The sequence below is a fragment of the Streptomyces sp. SA15 genome, from assembly GCF_002291145.1.
Classification (GTDB): Bacteria; Actinomycetota; Actinomycetes; order Streptomycetales; family Streptomycetaceae; genus Streptomyces.
This window is the reverse complement of sequence record NZ_NTGE01000133.1, coordinates 25,898-43,702: the sequence shown is the minus strand read 5'-3', so window position 1 is coordinate 43,702 and position 17,805 is coordinate 25,898. Positions and strand designations below refer to the sequence as shown.

The window sequence follows — 17,805 nt, the reverse complement described above, 5'->3', positions numbered from 1 at the left end:
CCCGTCAGTCGGGCAGGTTGCCGTTGCCTCCCAGGTTGGCGACCATGCGGCGCAGGACGTTGATCGTGGTGACGAAGTCGGCCGGGTCGACGTCCTGGTGCGCCCGCTCGTGGACTCCCAGGTTCCGCTCGCGGGCGCGCAGTCGGCCGGCCTCGCCCTCCTCGGTCAGCGTCATGCCGCCCGCTTCCTCCGCCATCCAGCCTCGGGCGATCAGGTCGTCGTAGACGCCGTCGAAGTCGGTGCCTTGGTCGTCGTAAGTCGTCAGGCGGGCGGTGAGCGTGGCGCGGGTCCAGGTGCCGGGCTTGCCGGCGATGTGGTTGAGCGTCCACCAGTGGGGCTGGGTCAGGTCCTCCACCGCCAGTTGCTCGCGCAGGGCGCCGACCATGCGGCGGCCTGCCTCGGAGCTCCAGAAGCCTATGGGCTGGGCGGCCAGTTCCTCGTGGGAGTACGTCTTGAGCGGCGTGATCTGTGTGGTCGTCATGTCACGAACGTAGAAGCTCAAGCTTGCTTGAGGTCAAGAACGCACTTCGTTCGGAGTCCCGTCGTCCGCCCCGGTCTCCTCCGTCTCCTCGCCGAGGAGTTCGCGGGCCATGAGCGTGGCGCCCGCGACCGCCCCCGGCATCAGGAACACCGCCACGAACGGGACCAGGAAGGACACCGCGAGCGGCGTGCCGAAGCCCCAGATCAGGGGCTTGCGGGAGCGGAGGAGGGTGAGGCGGTCTCGGAGTTCGACGCCTCGGCGCTGGAGGGCGACCGAGGTGAGTTCCTGGGTGAGGAAGAAGCCGGTGACGAAGAAGCCGGTCACCGGGACGGCGGTCTGGCCGAGGACGGGGATGAAGCCGAGGGCGAAGAGGAGGATGCCCCAGAGGGCGGCGCGTACGAGGATGCGGAGGCTGTCGCGGGCCGAGATCCACAGTTCGCGCCACAGGGGCAGGCCGGACTCGGGGGCGGTGCCGTCCGGGGAGACGTCCCGGTCGACTTTCTCGGAGAGGCTCTCGTAGAAGGGCTGGCCGATGAGGAGGGTGACCGCGGTGAAGGTGAGGACGGAGAGGAGGAGGGCGAGGGCGAACAGGACGGCCGTGAGGAAGCCGCGGAAGAGGCCCTGCCAGGGGCTGGACCAGTCGTCGGCGAACGGGGTCGCCCAGGCGACGGCGTCCGTGCCCCAGAGCGCGAGCGCGACGAGCGCGGCCGCGTAGAGGACGAGGGTGATCAGGCCGGGGAGCAGGCCGAAGCCGTATTGCTTGCCGTGCCGGGCCACCCACTTCTGGCCCCGTAGCAAGTAGTTGAAGCCCGCCCCGAGATCGCGCATGGGGGGCACTTTACCGTTCCGCTGCGGGGGCTCCGGGATGGGGTTTTCGCCCCCTCCGCCCCTTCCCGTCCCGTTCCTGGGGGCTGCGCCCCCAGACCCCCGCTGTCGGCCCTGAACGGGCCTCGTCCTCAAACGCCGGACGGGCTGAGTGGTGCCGGCCGGGCTGAAAGGTCTACGCCGGCGTCATCGCCACCACGACACCCTGGTCCGCCGCAGGCGACACCGCCGCCGACACCCGTACCGCCGCCGCTCTCGCCACCCGCCCCGCCCGGGACGCCGTCGCCAGCAGCATGGGCTGGAGCTGTTCCAGGCCCGCCACCACCAGCTCCTCCCCCGCGATCAGCACCGGGCGGGCCGCCTTCGTCGTCGCCGCTGCCGCCTCCGTGAGGTCGGCCAGCGGGGCGATCGTCGCCCGGAGCACGCCCGCGCCGGCCGTGGCCGCGCGTTCCGCCAGGGCCACCTGGAGCGGCATCAGCGGGGCCAGCGCGGCCGTCAGGGCGTCGGCGATGCGGTTGAGCTCGGGGGACGACTCGCGCAGTACCTCGGCCGCCTCCCGGATCACCGGCGTGAGCGCGAGGAGCACGCCCGCGGCCACGCCCGCCGTCGCGGGCAGCAGCGGTGACGTCGCCTCGACCAGGTCGCCGAGCGCCGCCGCGAACTCCTCGACCGCGGGCTCCACGGCGTCCAGGACCGGCAGCAGGCTGTCGCCCAGCGCCGCCAGCAGCGCCTGGGCCGGCTCGCTCACCGGGTGCACCGCGAGCGGCGCCCCGCTCGTACCCAGCCGCATCAGTGTGTCGATGATCCGGTAGAAGGCCTCCTGGGCCTGCGGGGACGCGCTCGCCTCGGCCAGTTCCGCGGTCGTCTCGCGCAGCACGCGCAGCGCCTCGCTGCCCGAACCGTCCCGTGGATCGAAGGTGTTGAGGGCGATTCTGGTGATGTTCCCGGCCGTGTCGAGCAGTTGGCCGGTGATGTCGGTGGTGTTGCGGGCCATGCGCAGTACGTCGTCCCTGCTGGGGAGCGAAGGGATCGTTGCCACGGGCTCTCTCCTCGCCTCACACGCCGTCGCCGCGGTTTGTGTTCCTCTGGCCTCAGCATGCCCCGTCCGAGCCCCTCGGGATGCGCCATCCGGGGCATCAACGACACCAAGTCCCTCTTGTTGCGGTTGAGTCGAACAGGTACACCTCGCCGTACCGATCTCAGGAAGCCCCGGAGGAGGTACGCGTGCGCACCACGAGAACCGTTCCTGCGAGACCCGTTCCTGCGAGACCCGTTCTGATCGCCACGCTCGCCGTCACCACGGCGAGTTCACTGCTCCTCGCCGCCCACACCGCTGGTGCGGATCCCCAGCCCCCCGTCACCCGGGAGGGCCCCGCCATCGACCGGCACGCCGCCCAGGCCCCCGCGCGCGCCGCCGAGCGAGCCATCACCGCCCCGACCGCCGACATCACCGATACCACCGGCACCGGGCGCGGCTATCCCCGCGAGCAGGTGCTGACCCCCGATCCGGTGAACCCCGCCGACAAGTCCATCAAGCTGGGCCTGACCCCCTACCACGCCATCGCCCCGAAGCTGAACGCCCTGCAGCGGCTCGGCGACCGGGTGAGCGTCGAGGTCGCGGGCCGCTCGGCCGGCGGGCACCGGCTGTACCTCGTCACTGTCACCGCCCCGGAGAGCGCCCACCAGGCCCGCGCCCAGGAGCGGATGCGCGAGCTGATCGAGAACGCGCCGGCCCGGGCCGCCAAGGACCCCGCGATCAAGGCGGGTTACAAGACGCCCGTCTTCGTCAACAACAACATCCACGGCAACGAGTGGGAGGGCACCGACGCCTCCCTGAAGCTCATCGAGCGGCTCGCGACCGCCGACGACCGGAAGACGCGCGACCTCCTCTCCCACAGCCGCCTGTACTTCAACATCACCGCCAACCCGGACGGCCGTATCGCCGGCACCCGCGCCAACGCCAACGGCTTCGACATGAACCGGGACTTCGTCACCGCCTCGCAGCCCGAGGTGCGGGCGATGCGGCAAATCGAGATCGACAAGCAGCCGGCCGTCATGCTCGACCTGCACGGTTACGTCAACGGCACGCTCATCGAGCCCACCACTCCCCCGCACGGCGAGAACTACGAGTACGACCTCTTCCTCAAGAACACCTACGCCAACGCGCTCGGCATGGAGGCGGCCGTCAACGGCCTCGGCTACACGCCCGCGAAGGACGGCGTGCAGCCCGCGCAGATCCCGTTCCGGGACCAGGAGGAGGGCTGGGACGACTGGCCGCCGATCTTCACCCCGCAGTACGCGGCCTTCCACGGCACGGTCGCCGCGCACACGGTGGAGATACCGCTGGCGGTCAACAACGCCGCCTACAGCAGCCTCCCGGAGGCCGAACTGCGCCGCCGGTCCGCGATCAACGTGGACGTGGCGGGCGCCGCCATCGACGCCACCCTCGACTTCGTCCGCACCCACCGCACCTCCCTCGTCGCCGACCAGATCGAGGTCTTCCGGCGCGGGGCGGCGGGCGCCGAGCAGGTCCCGGTGTCGGAAGAGACCGTCCCCGGCGTCCCGGGCATCGGCCCCGAGGACGTCTACACCACGGACTTCCCGCGCGCGTACGTCATTCCGGCCGGAACCGGCACCGGCACCGGTGGCTCCCAGCGCTCCGCCACCGCCGCCGCCCGTCTCGTCGACCACCTCTTCGCCAACGACGTCCGCGTCACCCGCGCGACCCACGCCTTTCGGCTCGCCGGACGGACGTACGCCAAGGGCAGTTACGTCGTCGACATGCGCCAGCCCAAGCGGGGGCTGGCGAACGTGCTGCTCGCCGACGGGCGGGACATCAGCGACAAGGTCTCGGTGATGTACGACATCTCGGGCTGGAGCCTGGGCCGCCTGTGGGGCGCCACGGTGGAGCCGGTGACGTCCGGGAGCCTGTACGGCGCGCCGCTGCGGGCGGTTCACGAGGCCGCGGACGTCGGTTACGTCGCCCCGCGCGGCGACCTGCGGCTGCGGCTCGACGACCCGCGGGAGATCGCGGCGCTCAACTCCCTTCTTCAGCAAGGCGTTCGGGTACGGCAGGCCGCCGACGGCAGTGCGATCGTGCCGGCGGCGGCGCGTTCCCGCGCGGCGGTCGCGGCCCGGACGTACGACGTCTCCTTCGACGCGACGAGGGCGACCGGCACCACCGAGCTGCGCCGCCTCCGCGTGGCCGCGGCCGTGACGCCGGGTGAGCTGTTCGCGCTGCGGGAGATGAACTTCGAGGTCACGCCGGTCTCGACGGCCGTACTGAACGCGGGCTTCGACTGGTCCACGGCGGATGTGCTGTTCGTCTCGGCGGGGCTGGATCACGGCTCCCTGAACACGGCTGCCCGCACAGCCCTGGACGCGTTCCTCGCCGCCGGTCACGGTCTGGTCGGGCGCGGAACCACGGGGGCGGACCTCAACGCGGCGACTGGGCTCCTGGCCGCCAAGCCGGTCGAGGGCAACGGGGACGCCAACGGCGTGGTGCGCGTGGTGAATTCGGGGCCGGTCACGGCCGGGGCGCCGGACCACGGGTTCGTCTACGCGCCCGTCTGGTTCGCCGATCTCGGGCCCGAGGTCCGGGTGGAGCAGTCGTATGCGACCGGAAACCCGCTCGCCTCGGGGCACTGGCGGCCGTCGGAGGACGGTTCGGGCGGTCCCGCGCAGGCCGCGGGGCAGGCCTCGGTCGTCAGCGGTCCGCAGGCCGTCCTGTTCGGCACCGAGCCCCTTTTCCGGGACCATCCCAAGGGGCAATTCGCGCAGGTCGCACGGGCCTTGTTTACAGTGGCACCCGCGAGCAGCGGTACAGGTGAGGAGAGCGGATGACGCAAGAGATCCACGGCACCGTCGCGGACGGCTTCGAGGCGGTACGTGAGGAGTTCGCCGCGTTCGTTGCCGAGGAGCGGCCGGACTACGAGGGGCAGTTGTGCGCGTATGCGCACGGTCGCAAAGTCGTCGACCTGTGGGTGGGCGACGGCGTTACCGCCGACTCCCTCTACGGCGTGTTCTCGTCGACCAAGGGTGCCGCGCACCTCGTGGCCGCGCTCCTCGTGCAGGACGGGACGCTCGAACTCGACCGCAAAGTCACGTACTACTGGCCGGAGTTCGGGGCCGAGGGCAAGGGCGCGCTGACGCTGCGCGACCTGCTCACGCACCGGGCGGGGCTGATCGGGATCGATGCCGGGTTCACCCGGGACGAACTGGCCGACGACCGTGCGGTCGCCGAACGGCTGGCGGACCAGCGGCCGTTCTGGCGTCCGGGCACGGCCTTCGGTTATCACGCGCTCACCCTGGGCGCGCTCACCGGCGAGGTCGTACGGCGTGCCACCGGCCATACGCTCCAGGAGGTGTACGAGGAGCGGGTGCGGGCGCCGTACGGGCTGGACTTCCACCTGGGGCTGCCCGAGGCGCTGGAGATCCGCTTCCGGTCCGTGCAGCCGATGACGCCGACCGCGGAGCAGCAGGCGGTACTGGACTCGGTGCCGAAGGGGCCGCACACGCTCACCTCGATCGCGTACAACACGCATGTGCCTCAGCCGGGTGAGCTGGTGGATCACGCCAACTCCCGTACCGTGCGCGCCAAGGGTCCGGCGTCGGCGGGCGGGGTCGCCGCCGCGCGCGGGCTCGCCGGGATGTACGCGGCGGCGATCAGCGAGGTGGACGGGCGTCCGCCGCTGCTGAAGCCGGACACGGTCGCCGAGGTCGGGCAGATCCACTCGATCGGATACGACCTGGTGGCCCGCACGCACCGCTCGTTCGGCCTCGGTTTCCAGGCCACGGCCGACGCCTGGTACCCGTTCCTGGGCGCCGGCACGTTCGGGCACAGCGGAGCCGGCGGGTCACAGGCCTTCGCGGACCCGCGCAGCGGACTGGCGTACGGCTACACGCGGCGGCGGTGCGCCTACCCGGGCGGGGCGGCGCCGGAGAACGAGCGGCTGGTGAGGGCGGTGCACAGCGCGGCGCTGGCGAGCTGATCGACGTACGACGCCTTCACAGTCGTACTGCCATACGACGAGAGGCCGCACCCCACGTCCAGGGGTGCGGCCTCTCGTCGTATGCAACGAACGCGGTCAGCCGGGCGTCACGGTCATGCTCACAGCTTGACGATCATCTTTCCCGTGTTGTCGCCGCGCAGGACGCCCAGGAACGCCTCCAGGTTGTTCTCGATGCCCTCGACGACCGTCTCGCGGTACTTGAGCGCTCCCGAGGCGACCCAGGGGCCGACCTCCTGGACGAACTCCGGCTGGAGGTCGTAGTGGTCGCCGACCAGAACGCCCTCGACGCGGAGCCGGTTCTGCAGGATCTTGACCATGTTGCGCGGGCCGGGAGTCGGCTCGGTCGCGTTGTACTGCGAGATCATGCCGCAGATCACGGCCCGGCCCCGCAGGTTGAGCGCGCCGATCGCGGCCTCGAGGTGCTCGCCGCCGACGTTGTCGAAGTAGACGTCGATGCCGTCCGGGGCGGCCTCCTTGAGCTGCTCCCGGACCGGGCCGTTCTTGTAGTTGAAGGCGGCGTCGAAGCCGTACTCCTCGACGAGGAGCTTCACCTTCTCGTCGGAGCCGGCGGATCCGATGACGCGGGAGGCGCCCTTGAGCTTGGCGATCTGGCCGACCTGGCTGCCGACGGCACCGGCGGCGCCGGAGACGAAGACCGCGTCGCCCTCTTTGAAGGCGCCGACGCGCAGGAGACCCGCGTACGCGGTCAGGCCCGTCATGCCGAGCACGCCGAGGTAGGCGCTCAGCGGCGCCGCCTCCGGGTCGACCTTGACGGCCTTCTTGGCGTCCACGGCGGCGTACTCCCGCCAGCCGAGCATGTGCAGGACGTGGTCGCCGACCGCGATGCCCTCGGTGTTGGAGGCAACGACCTCACCGACCGCGCCGCCCTCCATGACCTTGCCCAGCTCGAAGGGAGCGACGTAGGACTTGGCGTCGCTCATGCGGCCGCGCATGTACGGGTCGACGGAGAGGTACTTGTTCCGCACCAGCACCTGGCCCTCACCCGGCGTCGGGGCCTCCGTCTCGACCAGGGCGAAGTCCTCTGGCTTGGGCCAGCCGACGGGACGGCTGAGCAGGTGCCATTCGCGGTTGAGCATGACGGAGCCTTTCCATTTACTTCAGTACCTGAAACAACCATGCCTCTAAATATTTCAGGATGTCAAGTAACCGGGTACCCTGGATCCCATGGCCACACCCGAGAAGACCCGCCGACCCGACGCGCTGACCATGGAGGTCGTAGAACTCATCGGTGACGTCGTGGCGCGCTTCTACGAGGACTACGAGGACGCGGCGGCCGAGCACGCGCTGACCGGCGCGCAGGCGCGACTGCTGAGCCTGCTGTCGCTGGAGCCGCTGCCGATGCGGAAGCTGGCGCAGAAACTGAAGTGCGAGCCGTCGAACGTGACCGGGATCGTGGACCGGCTGGAGTCGCGCGGCCTGGTGGAGCGGCGCGCGGCCCCGGCGGACCGCCGCGTGAAGGTGGCCGCGGCGACGGAGGAGGGGCGACGGGTGGCCCGGGAGCTGCGGGAGGGGTTGCGGTTCGCGCGGGAGCCGCTTGCGGGGTTGTCCGAGGGGGAGCGGCTGGCTTTGCGGGATTTGCTGCGGCGGATGCTGGGGGCGACCGCTTAGCGTTTTGGGCGAAGTCCGTACTTTCTCGGACGCGCCCTCCGCAAGCCCGTTGAGGCCACCAAGCCCGACGACGGCGACGAGCGTCCGCTGTGCGCAGTCCCCGTCCACTGACCTTGCGGTCAACTACTGCCAGTCAGATGCGGCCGTTACTCGGCGATGCCTTCGACAAGCAGCCGAGTACGGGAAAGGTGAGCGGAGTGAGTGCTCACTCATTGACGGAGTGAGCACTCACTCCGTACTCTCGCGGTCATGACAGCACCTAAGGAGAACCAGGCCACCCGCCGCCGCGCCCCCGGCATGTCGCCGCAGCAGCGCCGCGAAATGATCATCCAGACCGCGATCCCGCTGATCGCCGAGTACGGCGCCGCGGTGACGACCGCGAAGATCGCCCGCGCCGCCGGCATCGGCGAGGGCACGATCTTCCGGGTCTTCGCCGACAAGGACGAGCTGCTGCAGGCCTGCATGGCCGAGGCGCTCTCCCCCGAGCACGCGGTCCGCGAGCTCGACGCGATCGACGTATCCCAGCCGCTGCCCGACCGGCTCGCGGAGGCGGCCGAGGCGCTGCAGGCGCACATGTCCAGGATGGGTGCGATCGCCGGCTCGCTGGGGCATCGCGGCGGCAAGCACCCCGGAACGGTGCGCGGCGCGGGCCGCAACGAGTCGACGACCCGTATCCACGCGGCCCTCGCGGAGCTGCTGGAGCCCGACAAGGCCGCCCTGCGTCGGCCGCCGGAGCAGATCGCGGCCCTCTTCTTCGGGCTGCTCTTCACCCAGCCGCGTACGGAGGACGAGCCCGACCTGACCCCGCAGGAGCTGGTGGAGGTCTTCCTGCACGGGGCGCTCTCGGGGGGCGCCAAGTGAGCGCGCGGAGAAGGCGCCTGGGGGTTACGGCCCTGGCCGTCCTGGCCCCCGTCCTGGTGTGGCTGGTCGCGGACCCACTGCTGGGACACCGGCTGCGGATCGCCGACGGCGAGCAGACGCTCGACATCGGCGCCGTGCCCGTGGCGGTCGTCGCACTGCTCGCGTCGCTTGCCGGCTGGGGACTGCTGGCCGCCCTGGAGCGGTTCGGGGCGCGGCGCGCCCGCGCGATCTGGACCGGGGTGGCCGGCGCCGTACTGGCCGTGTCCTTCCTGCCGTTCATCGGCGACGGCATGGACGGCGGCACCCGGGTCTCCCTCGCTCTGATGCACCTGGCGGTGGCGGCGGTGCTGATCCCGGGGCTGGGCGGCAGGTCCCCCGGGGCGGGAGCCGGTGCCGCTAGGGGGTGACCGCCGGCACCAACCCCCGCGGTGCGGTGCGCGCGTGCATCCTCGAAGCGAGCAGTTGTCCTCCGCGTGGTTTCCATGAACGATCCGGGTGTGACCACGTTGTTCCTGACAGTCGGCCTGCCGGGGGCCGGAAAGACCACGAGGGCTCGGCAACTGGCCAAGGAGCACAGCGCGCTGCGGCTGACGCCTGATGAGTGGATGATTCCGCTGTTCGGCGAGTCGGAGGCGGACGGGAAGCGCGATGTCCTGGAAGGACGGCTGCTCTCGCTTGCTCTGGAGGCACTGAGGCTCGGAACCAACGTGGTCCTGGACTTCGGACCCAACGCGCTCGGATCGTCCATCGCCAGTCGACCACTCCCGATCAGACCTTCCCGATGAGCGAGGCGGACCTCTTGCGTTGGAGGACGCTGTTCGAGGAGCCCGACGCCGCGGAACTCGAGGGACACAAATCGGCGGTCCGCCTCCTGGTTGGCCGGGCTGGCTCGAGTGGGCCGCCGATCGGTGGCCGTCTTTCACGTGACTGTCCGGCGCACGAGCAGGCGCCCCCTGATGGACGACCAGGAGAGGCGGAGGACCCTGACTGAGACCAGGGTCCTCCGCCTCGACGAGCGATCAGTACATACTCGCCCAGATGACTTTGCCGTCCTGCACGACGACATTGACGCGCTTGCGGTTGAGGTCGTCGTGGCCGTCGGCGCACACGCCGTTCTCGCCCAGAACGCGGATGTCATGGCCGTCCGCCGTCTCGGCGGCCCTCACATCGCTCAGGGAGCGCCCGACGAGGTCCTCTCGTGAGCGTGCGGACCGGGAGGTCGTCGACGGGATGCAGTCTGAGCCCTGTCCGTGCGCTTTCGCGGTCGTATGCGCGGCACTTGGCGGCTTGTCCACCGGATCCGTCCCGCTGTCGGCGCAACTGGTGAGGAGGCCGGCACCGAGCAGAAGCAGCGCGGCGATATGTACCCGCATGATTCGCCTTCCTCCCAGGTCAGCCGGTCAGCACGTATCCGTCGAGGTTCTCCGCGACCCGGGTCTGCGGCGTGTAGAGGCTTCTCCTCGCGCCTCCTTCAGTGTAATAGCCGCTGTGGAAGCCCTTGGCGCTGAAATTGAAGAACCACGGACCGCCGCTGTCACCGGCGGTGGACACGTACTCCTCGGTGGCGGCCAGCCCGCAGAACCGGAGATCGTCGGGCGTGTAGCAGACAGCGAGACTGCGCACGGTGGAACAGCGCTTGTACCCGCTGCCGATCCCGTAGTGGCACACCGAGTCGCCGACCACGGCGTTGCTCGCGTACGAGACGGTCCGCTCCTCCCCGGAGTCCGCCCGGAACGCCGCGCTGGTGCTGTTGCCCGACAGAGTCCTGTGCCACTGCAGGTCGATGTGTGCACCGGACGAGGTGGTGCTGGCGGCGTTCTCGTAGGCGATCACGCCGGTGGCTCCGTCGTACTTCATGTAGTTGTTGCAATGCATCGCGGTCGCGACCCCATTGACGCCGCCGACACGGACGGTGAACCCCGACGTACAAGCGCCACTGCCATCGGTCGCATCGAGCGTGTGGCCGCCCTTGACCGTCGCTTCGGTCCCAGCCCCGACCGTGGAGTCCTCGGTGAAACGCACCTGCACCGGAACGCTTCCGGTGGGGCTGGCCGCGGCGCCGGCCGTCATGGCCGCGGTCACCAGAGCGTCTTGGTCCACCTGCGAGCCCGGCTCCACGCTGTAGGAGATCGTGATCCCGTCGGTCTCCGGGTCGATCTCGGAGACAACCTCCGCCGTCCCCGCGACGTCGGTCGCCGCCTCGAACAGGGCCTGTTGAACCTTCTCCAGGCCCTTCCACTTCAGCGGGGCGCCGTACTGCACCCGCACCGCGTACGGCAACTCCTGAAGCCGATCGAGCACCTTCTGCGGCGGCTTCTCGGTGAAGCGCATCCACAACTCGGCGCCATCGGCGGCAGGATCGTCATCCGCGACGTATCCGGCCTGGACATAGCCGAGGCCATCGTCAGCGGCGAGCTCGGCGGTCAGGTCATCGAACTTCTCCTGCCCGCGGTGCCTGCGCTCCAAGGCGTCCAGCGACTTGCCGGAGTCCCTGGCCAGGGCCTCCAGGTCCCGCTTGACCGTGCCCTTCATCTCCGGCGTGGCTCCAGCGCCCTTGATCACGAGTTCGTGGAACGAACGGGGTGAGCCCACGGTCCGGCTCTTACCGTTCGGTTTCGGCTCGGCCTGCGCACTTGGCGCCACCCCCAGCACAGCCGCCAACACGCCGACACACACGCCGGCCAGCGCCCGATTGAGTCTCACCGTCTTCCCCTCCGGCGCGGCTCCCCAGCCGCGTCCTTGAGGAAGATCAATGAACCAGGGAAGATTGAATCTTCAAAGAGTTTAATCAATGAACAATGGCATAACGGATACCGTTCGCCTGAAGATCGAAATGAGGGCCCGGCTGGCGCGCTGAGTAGGCGCCAGGTTCGCGCGAGATCAGACGGCAGGGCGCCGCCTCCTGGGAGCACCCGGTCCTGATCCTGCGGTGCGGCTGCCGCTGTCATGAAAGCGGGACGCCAGTCTCTTCGGATCCGCCCGGCGATTGAGGACCGCAGTCCTTACGCGCACCACCACAGGAACCGACTGCATGTCTCCGACGGCGTCGGGACCGGGGTCGGGTCCGGCTTCGGTGGCTTGGTCGTGGGGGCCGGGTCCCTGGGTGGGGTCGTCGCGCCCGGGGTCGTGGGGGACGTGTCCGGGACGGTGCCGGTGGGGGCCGGCTGGGGGGCCTTGGTGGGCTTGTCGTCGTCGGCCTTGTCGTCCTTCGGGGACTTCGAGGGGGAAGGGGACGTCGACGCGCCTGGGGAAGGACTCGAGCCCGTGCCCGGCGTGTCGTCCTGCGGCCCCGTCGTCTCGCCGGCCTCCCCCGACGCCGCGCCCTCCGCCGAATCGCCCCCGGCCGCCGCCGGCTTCGGGGCCTTGCCCGGTGCGTCCATGCCGAGTTCCGCGAGGCTCAGTCCGCCTGCCGCCAGGACGAAGCCCGCGGCGATCAGCAGGGTCCGGCGGCGACGGCGTCGGTGCGCGGCGGCTTTGCGATCGCGTCGGCTCGCACCGGCCGCGGGGCCGTCGAGGTCCTCGTCGGCCTCCGGGACGTCGGTGAGGTCGTCGTAGCCCTCGGGGTCCTCGGGAGCGCCGGTGGCCCGGCCACCGCGCCCTCGCGTGCGCCGACGGGCGGCCCGGCCGCCCGAGGGCTCCGCCGCCGTCTCGGCCGGACCGACGGCCGACCCGGCCTCCGCCGCGCCGCCATCGCCTTGGCCGTCCTCGCGCTCGTCGCCGTACCGGGCGACCCCGTGGCTGTCTCCGTGCGCCGAGGTGGCCGCATCCCCACCGCCGTACGCATCCGCGTGAGCGTCGCCCGCATCTCCGCCGCCGTACGCACTCGTGTGCCCGTCGCCGCTGTCCCCGCCGCCGTACGCACCCGCGTGAGCGTCGCCCGCATCTCGGCCGCCGTACGCACCCTCATGGCCGTCGCCGGTGTCCCCGCCTCCGAACGCACCCGCCTGGCCGTCCTGCGGGTACCCGTCGCCGTACGCTCCCGCATGGCCGTCATCCGCGTACCCGCCGCCATACGTCCCGTCGGCCCCGTACGCCTCGTACGCCCCGACACCGCCCCCTACCGCGCCTGTCTGCCCGTAGGCGGACGCCTCCCCCGCGTACGCGCGGATCTCTTCGACCGACGTGCCGCACCCCGGGCAGGCGAGGGCGCCATTCAGGTGCCGTCGGCACGGGTGGCAGTAGTCCATGACGCGGGAAGACTAAGTTCCCCACAGGTAACGTTCATAGTCGCAGGTGTGAAAGTTGTGTAGGGAACCGTCGATTCCGGTACGGGGACCCGCGATCGCACCCCGCCACCGAAAGTGTTGTCGAAAGTAGTGTCGAAACCGTTATGTGCTCTACACGGCCGTTATGCGTTCGACCCATTGACACCCCCCTCACACCATCCTTACTGTCACGCCAGCATTTCGAACGTGTGACGAAATTTCGAACACGCGCGAACTGAGCCGAAAAAAGCCGACGAAGTAGCGAGGGGCAACCGCCGTGCGCATCACCGGAATCAGCACACACGTGGTCGGGACGCCGTGGCGCAACCTGACGTACGTCCAGGTGCACACCGACGAGGGCATCACCGGAGTCGGCGAGACCCGGATGCTGGGCCACACCGACGCCCTCCTCGGCTACCTCAAGGAGGCCGAGGCCAACCACATTCTCGGATCCGACCCGTTCGCTGTCGAGGACCTCGTCAAGCGCATGAAGTACGGCGACTACGGCCGCGCCGGCGAGATCGTCATGTCCGGCATCGCGGTCGTGGAGATGGCCTGCTGGGACATCAAGGGCAAGGCGCTCGGCGTACCCGTGTGGCAGCTGCTGGGCGGCAAGGTGACCGACAAGGTCAAGGCGTACGCCAACGGCTGGTACACCACCGAGCGGACGCCCGAGGCGTACCACAAGGCCGCCCAGGAGGTCGTCGCGCGCGGCTACCGCGCCCTCAAGATCGACCCCTTCGGCACCGGCCACTTCGAGCTCGACCACCAGCAGAGCCTGTACGCGGTGTCCCTCATCGAGGCCGTCCGCGACGCCATCGGCCCCGAGGCCGAGCTGATGCTGGAGATGCACGGCCGCTTCTCCCCCTCCACCGCCGTCCGGCTGGCCAAGGAGCTCGCGCCCTTCAAGCCCGCCTGGCTGGAGGAGCCCGTTCCGCCGGAGAACCTCAAGGCCCTGGAGAAGGTCGCCGCCAAGGTCGACATCCCGGTCGCCACCGGTGAGCGGATTCACGATCGCATCGAGTTCCGCGAGCTCTTCGAGAGCCAGGCCGTCGACATCATCCAGCCGGACGTCGGTCATATCGGTGGCATCTGGGAGACCCGGAAGCTGGCCGCCACCGCCGAGACCCACTACATGCTGGTCGCCCCGCACAACGTCGGCGGCCCGGTGCTCACCGCCGCCTCCCTCCAGGTCGGCTTCACCTCCCCCAACTTCAAGATCCTGGAGCACTTCAACGACTTCGCCGACGCGGAGATCAAGAAGGTGGTCAAGGGCGCGCCCCAGGTGAACCCGGAGGACGGCTGCTTCCACCTCTCCGACGCCCCTGGCCTCGGCGTCGAGCTGGACGTCGACGCAGCCGCCGAGTTCCCGCAGCAGCAGGCCCGCTTCGACCTGTGGGCCGAGGGCTGGGAGCAGCGCAAGCCGAAGGGCGCCGAGAAGTGAGCGGCGCCGCCGTCGTCATCGAGGCGCCCGGGGAGCACCGGCTCGCCGAGCACACGCCGCGCGAGCCCGCGCCCGGCGAGGCGCTCGTCCGCGTGCACGCCGTGGGCATCTGCGGCAGTGACCGCGAGGTGTACCAGGGCAATCGGCCCGAGGGGTACGTGCGGTACCCGCTGACGCCGGGCCACGAGTGGTCCGGGACGGTCGAGCGGGTGGGCGCCGGGGTGCCGGAGTCGCTCGTCGGCCGCAAGGTCGTCGGTGAGGGTTTCCGCAACTGCCAGGTCTGCGACCGCTGCCACGCGGGTGAGACGACCCTGTGCACGGCGGGGTACGAGGAGACCGGGTTCACCCAGCCGGGTGCCATGGCCACCACGCTCACGCTCCCGGCGCGGCTGCTGCACGCCCTGCCGGACGACGCCGACCTGACGGCGGCGGCCCTGCTGGAGCCGGCCGCCTGTATCGCGGCCGCCGCGATCAAGGCGAACGCCCGGCCGGGCGAGCGGGTCGCGGTCGTCGGCACCGGGACGCTGGGCATGTTCGCCGTTCAGTTCCTGAAGGCGGGCTCTCCGGCGGAGCTGCTCGTCGTGGGCACGCGCAACGACCGCGAGCAGCTGTCGAGGCAGTACGGCGCCACGGACTTCCGTACGAAGGACCAGCCGCTCCCCGACGACTTCGACGTCGTCATCGAGACCGCCGGGTCCGCCTCCGCCGCGCGCACCGCCGCCTGTCTGCTCAGGCGCGGCGGGCGCCTGGTCCTGACGGGCATCCCGGCGCCGGGCGCCGAGGGTCTCGACCCTACGGATCTGGTCGTACGGCAGCTGGAGGTGCACACCGTCTTCGGTGCGCCGCCGGACGCGTGGGCGCACACGGTGCGGGTGTTCGGCGCCGGACTGCTCGATCCGCTGCCGCTGGTCACCCATGAGCTGCCGCTCGCCGAGTTCCCCGAGGCCATCGAGCTGGTGGGGTCCGGCGATCCGAAGGTGGGCAAGGTGCTGCTCCGCCCCTAGACGTACGCCGGTACGGGAGCGACCTGACGGCCCCCGTACCGGCGTACTCCAAGCCCCGCACGCGCTGAGCCGCGAACCTCGTCCGACATACCGAACAGAAGGACAGCTTGTGACCGACGCTTCCGCCACGGCAGCCCGTAGGCCCGGTGAGCAGGCGCTCACCTCCCTCGGCCTGGGTGCGCCCGCCCTCGACCCCGCCGACGCCTCGCCGCACGCCTTCCCCGGCGGCGGCCGATGGCGCACCGAGATCCCCTCGTGCGAGGGTCCCGAAGCGCTGGCCGTCGTCCTGAAGGAAGCCTCGCGGCTGGATGTGCCGATCCACCGGATCAGCCAGGGCAGCGGCGTGTGGATGCTGACCGACGCCGAGATCACCGAGATGGTCGAGGCCACCGCCGAACGTGACATCGAGCTCTGCCTCTTCACGGGCCCGCGCGGCACGTGGGACATCGGCGGCTCGACGCGGACCGACTCGCGCGGCGGGGGCCTCAGGGCCCGCGGCCACGACGCGGTCGCCGGATGCGTCGAAGACGCCGTACGGGCAACGGAGTTGGGAGTCAAGTGTCTCCTCGTCGCCGACGAGGGCGTGCTGTGGACGCTGCACCGGGCGCGGGTCGCCGGGATCATCCCGGCCGACACGACGCTCAAGGTCTCGGCGCTCATCGGGCCGGTCAACCCGGCCGCGTACGCGGTGTACGAGAACCTGGGCGCCGACTCCGTCAACGTGCCCAGCGATCTGACGCTCGATCACCTCACCGAGATCCGGCGGGTGTCCGCCGCCCCGATGGACATGTACATCGAGGCCCCCGACGATCTCGGCGGCTATGTGCGGATGTACGAGGTCGCCGAGCTGATCCGGCGCGGCGCACCGCTCTACCTGAAGTTCGGCCTGTCCAAGGCACCGGGGATCTACCCGTACGGGCACCACATGCGCGACCTGACCCTGTCCACGGCCCGGGAACGGGTGCGGCGCGGACGGCTCGCCCTGGACCTGCTCGCCCGGCACGGGGCGGACGGCGACATGGCGCCGCTGGGCTCGCGGCTGCCGGGCGCTCTGCGTCGGTTCGATACGCCCTCATAACGTTCCGGACAACGCCTCTTCACAAAACCAGACGCAGCCACACACAATCCGACACACCCTCTTCTCGGTCACAGCACGCCATCGCGCCACGGAGCATCCCGCACCGCCAGACCGAGCCCGGCCCCACACATCAAGGATGATGATCATGCGTACTCGCCGAGCCGCATTCGCCGCCATAGCCGCCTCCGCCTCCCTCGCCCTCACCCTGTCCGCCTGCGGCCAGAGCGGCGAGGGCGGCAGCGAGGAGGGCTCCGGCAGCTCCGAAGGCGCCACCATCGGCATCGCGATGCCCACCAAGTCCTCCGAGCGCTGGATCGCCGACGGCAAGAACGTCGAGGCGGACCTGAAGTCGAAGGGCTACAAGACCAAGCTGGTCTACGGCGAGGACGACCCCGACCAGCAGGTCTCCCAGGTCGAGAACCTGATCACGCAGGGCGTGAAGGCCCTGATCATCGCGGCCATCGACAACAAGTCGATGAACAACGTCCTCCAGCAGGCCAAGGACGCCGACATCCCGGTGATCTCCTACGACCGCCTGATCCTCGGCACGGAGAACGTCGACTACTACGCGTCCTTCGACAACGAGAAGGTCGGCGAGCTCCAGGGCAACTACATCGTCGAGAAGCTCGGCCTGAAGGACGGCAGCAAGAAGGGCCCGTTCAACATCGAGCTCTTCGCCGGCTCGAACGACGACAACAACACCCGCTACTTCTTCCAGGGCGCGATGAACGTCCTGCAGCCCTACATCGACAAGAAGCAGCTCGTCGTCAAGTCCGGCCAGACCAAGCTCAACCAGGTCACCACCCTGCGCTGGGACGGCGGCACCGCCCAGCGGCGCATGGACGACATCCTCACCGGCACGTACAAGAGCGGCCGGGTCGACGCGGTCCTCTCCCCGTACGACGGCATCTCCATCGGCATCATCTCCGCGCTGAAGTCCGACGACTACGGCTCCAAGGCCAAGCCGCTGCCGATCGTCACCGGTCAGGACGCCGAGGTCGCCTCGGTGAAGTCGATCATCGCCGACCAGCAGGCGATGACCGTCTACAAGGACACCCGCGAGCTCGCCAAGGTGTCCTCGAACATGGTCGACGCGCTGCTGAACGACAAGAAGCCCGAGGTCAACGACACCAAGACCTACGACAACGGCGCGAAGGTCGTCCCGGCCTACCTGCTCGACCCGATCGCCGTGGACAAGGCCAACTACCAGAAGGTCGTCGTCGACTCCGGCTACATCAAGGCAAGCGACCTGAAGTAACCGCCGCC

Annotated in this window: 16 protein-coding genes and 1 pseudogene; 10 read left to right on the top strand and 7 right to left on the bottom strand. The window is 70.2% G+C overall.

Annotated elements, in window-relative coordinates:
* Positions 1–4 precede the first annotated feature (4 nt).
* The 3 genes from CLM62_RS31330 to CLM62_RS31320 all read right to left on the bottom strand — a co-directional run bounded on the left by CLM62_RS31330 (position 5) and on the right by CLM62_RS31320 (position 2,345).
* Positions 5–481 carry a MarR family winged helix-turn-helix transcriptional regulator gene (locus CLM62_RS31330; RefSeq protein ID WP_095753268.1) on the bottom strand — a complete coding sequence of 159 codons (477 nt, stop codon included), beginning with the start codon at positions 479–481 and terminating at the stop codon, positions 5–7.
* A 33-nt stretch (positions 482–514) separates the two neighbouring features.
* Positions 515–1,309, bottom strand: coding sequence for an EI24 domain-containing protein (locus CLM62_RS31325; RefSeq protein WP_095753267.1), 795 nt, complete (start codon positions 1,307–1,309; stop codon positions 515–517).
* A gap of 172 nt (positions 1,310–1,481) precedes the next feature.
* Positions 1,482–2,345, bottom strand: a complete 864-nt coding sequence (locus tag CLM62_RS31320; protein WP_095753266.1) for a hypothetical protein — start codon at positions 2,343–2,345, stop codon at positions 1,482–1,484.
* 185 nt (positions 2,346–2,530) lie between these two features.
* Here CLM62_RS31320 and CLM62_RS31315 point away from each other — a divergent pair, with 185 nt between their 5' ends.
* Both CLM62_RS31315 and CLM62_RS31310 read left to right on the top strand, forming a co-directional pair.
* Positions 2,531–5,149: a M14 family zinc carboxypeptidase gene (locus CLM62_RS31315; RefSeq protein WP_095753265.1), complete on the top strand. Its 2,619-nt coding sequence runs from the start codon at positions 2,531–2,533 to the stop codon at positions 5,147–5,149.
* Entirely contained in the window at positions 5,146–6,297 is a 1,152-nt protein-coding gene (locus CLM62_RS31310; protein WP_095753264.1) for a serine hydrolase domain-containing protein, read from the top strand. Before CLM62_RS31315 ends, CLM62_RS31310 begins: the two co-directional genes overlap by 4 nt.
* A gap of 119 nt (positions 6,298–6,416) precedes the next feature.
* Here CLM62_RS31310 and CLM62_RS31305 read toward each other — a convergent pair whose 3' ends face one another.
* Positions 6,417–7,415 (bottom strand): NADP-dependent oxidoreductase, encoded by a 999-nt coding sequence (locus tag CLM62_RS31305; RefSeq protein ID WP_095753263.1) that lies wholly within the window; start codon positions 7,413–7,415, stop codon positions 6,417–6,419.
* A gap of 88 nt (positions 7,416–7,503) precedes the next feature.
* On the opposite strand from CLM62_RS31305, the gene CLM62_RS31300 reads away from it, so the two are divergent.
* From CLM62_RS31300 to CLM62_RS31285, 4 genes and pseudogenes are all read left to right on the top strand, one after another.
* Positions 7,504–7,947 carry a MarR family winged helix-turn-helix transcriptional regulator gene (locus CLM62_RS31300; protein WP_095753262.1) on the top strand — a complete coding sequence of 148 codons (444 nt, stop codon included), beginning with the start codon at positions 7,504–7,506 and terminating at the stop codon, positions 7,945–7,947.
* Between the two features lie 249 nt (positions 7,948–8,196).
* Positions 8,197–8,808, top strand: coding sequence for a TetR/AcrR family transcriptional regulator (locus CLM62_RS31295; protein ID WP_095753261.1), 612 nt, complete (start codon positions 8,197–8,199; stop codon positions 8,806–8,808).
* Entirely contained in the window at positions 8,805–9,215 is a 411-nt protein-coding gene (locus CLM62_RS31290; RefSeq protein WP_179382298.1) for a DUF6069 family protein, read from the top strand. The genes CLM62_RS31295 and CLM62_RS31290 overlap by 4 nt, the downstream gene beginning before the upstream one ends.
* 90 nt (positions 9,216–9,305) lie before the next feature.
* A pseudogene (locus tag CLM62_RS31285) lies at positions 9,306–9,735 on the top strand (AAA family ATPase).
* Positions 9,736–9,827: 92 nt separating this feature from the next.
* On the opposite strand, the gene CLM62_RS31280 reads toward CLM62_RS31285, so the two are convergent.
* The 3 genes from CLM62_RS31280 to CLM62_RS31270 all read right to left on the bottom strand — a co-directional run bounded on the left by CLM62_RS31280 (position 9,828) and on the right by CLM62_RS31270 (position 12,995).
* Complete coding sequence (locus CLM62_RS31280) at positions 9,828–10,181, bottom strand: hypothetical protein (protein ID WP_095753259.1); 354 nt, start codon at positions 10,179–10,181, stop codon at positions 9,828–9,830.
* A 19-nt stretch (positions 10,182–10,200) separates the two neighbouring features.
* Positions 10,201–11,511, bottom strand: a complete 1,311-nt coding sequence (locus tag CLM62_RS31275; protein ID WP_143659182.1) for a hypothetical protein — start codon at positions 11,509–11,511, stop codon at positions 10,201–10,203.
* A gap of 299 nt (positions 11,512–11,810) precedes the next feature.
* Complete coding sequence (locus tag CLM62_RS31270) at positions 11,811–12,995, bottom strand: hypothetical protein (RefSeq protein WP_179382297.1); 1,185 nt, start codon at positions 12,993–12,995, stop codon at positions 11,811–11,813.
* A gap of 295 nt (positions 12,996–13,290) precedes the next feature.
* On the opposite strand from CLM62_RS31270, the gene CLM62_RS31260 reads away from it, so the two are divergent.
* From CLM62_RS31260 to chvE, 4 genes are all read left to right on the top strand, one after another.
* Positions 13,291–14,457, top strand: coding sequence for a mandelate racemase/muconate lactonizing enzyme family protein (locus CLM62_RS31260; RefSeq protein ID WP_095753257.1), 1,167 nt, complete (start codon positions 13,291–13,293; stop codon positions 14,455–14,457).
* Positions 14,454–15,461: a zinc-binding dehydrogenase gene (locus tag CLM62_RS31255; protein ID WP_095753256.1), complete on the top strand. Its 1,008-nt coding sequence runs from the start codon at positions 14,454–14,456 to the stop codon at positions 15,459–15,461. The genes CLM62_RS31260 and CLM62_RS31255 overlap by 4 nt, the downstream gene beginning before the upstream one ends.
* A 109-nt stretch (positions 15,462–15,570) precedes the next feature.
* On the top strand, positions 15,571–16,539 hold the full coding sequence (locus tag CLM62_RS31250) for a hypothetical protein (protein ID WP_095753255.1): 969 nt from the start codon (positions 15,571–15,573) through the stop codon (positions 16,537–16,539).
* A gap of 145 nt (positions 16,540–16,684) precedes the next feature.
* Positions 16,685–17,797, top strand: coding sequence for a multiple monosaccharide ABC transporter substrate-binding protein (gene chvE / locus CLM62_RS31245; RefSeq protein ID WP_373559207.1), 1,113 nt, complete (start codon positions 16,685–16,687; stop codon positions 17,795–17,797).
* The last annotated feature ends 8 nt before the right edge of the window (positions 17,798–17,805 follow it).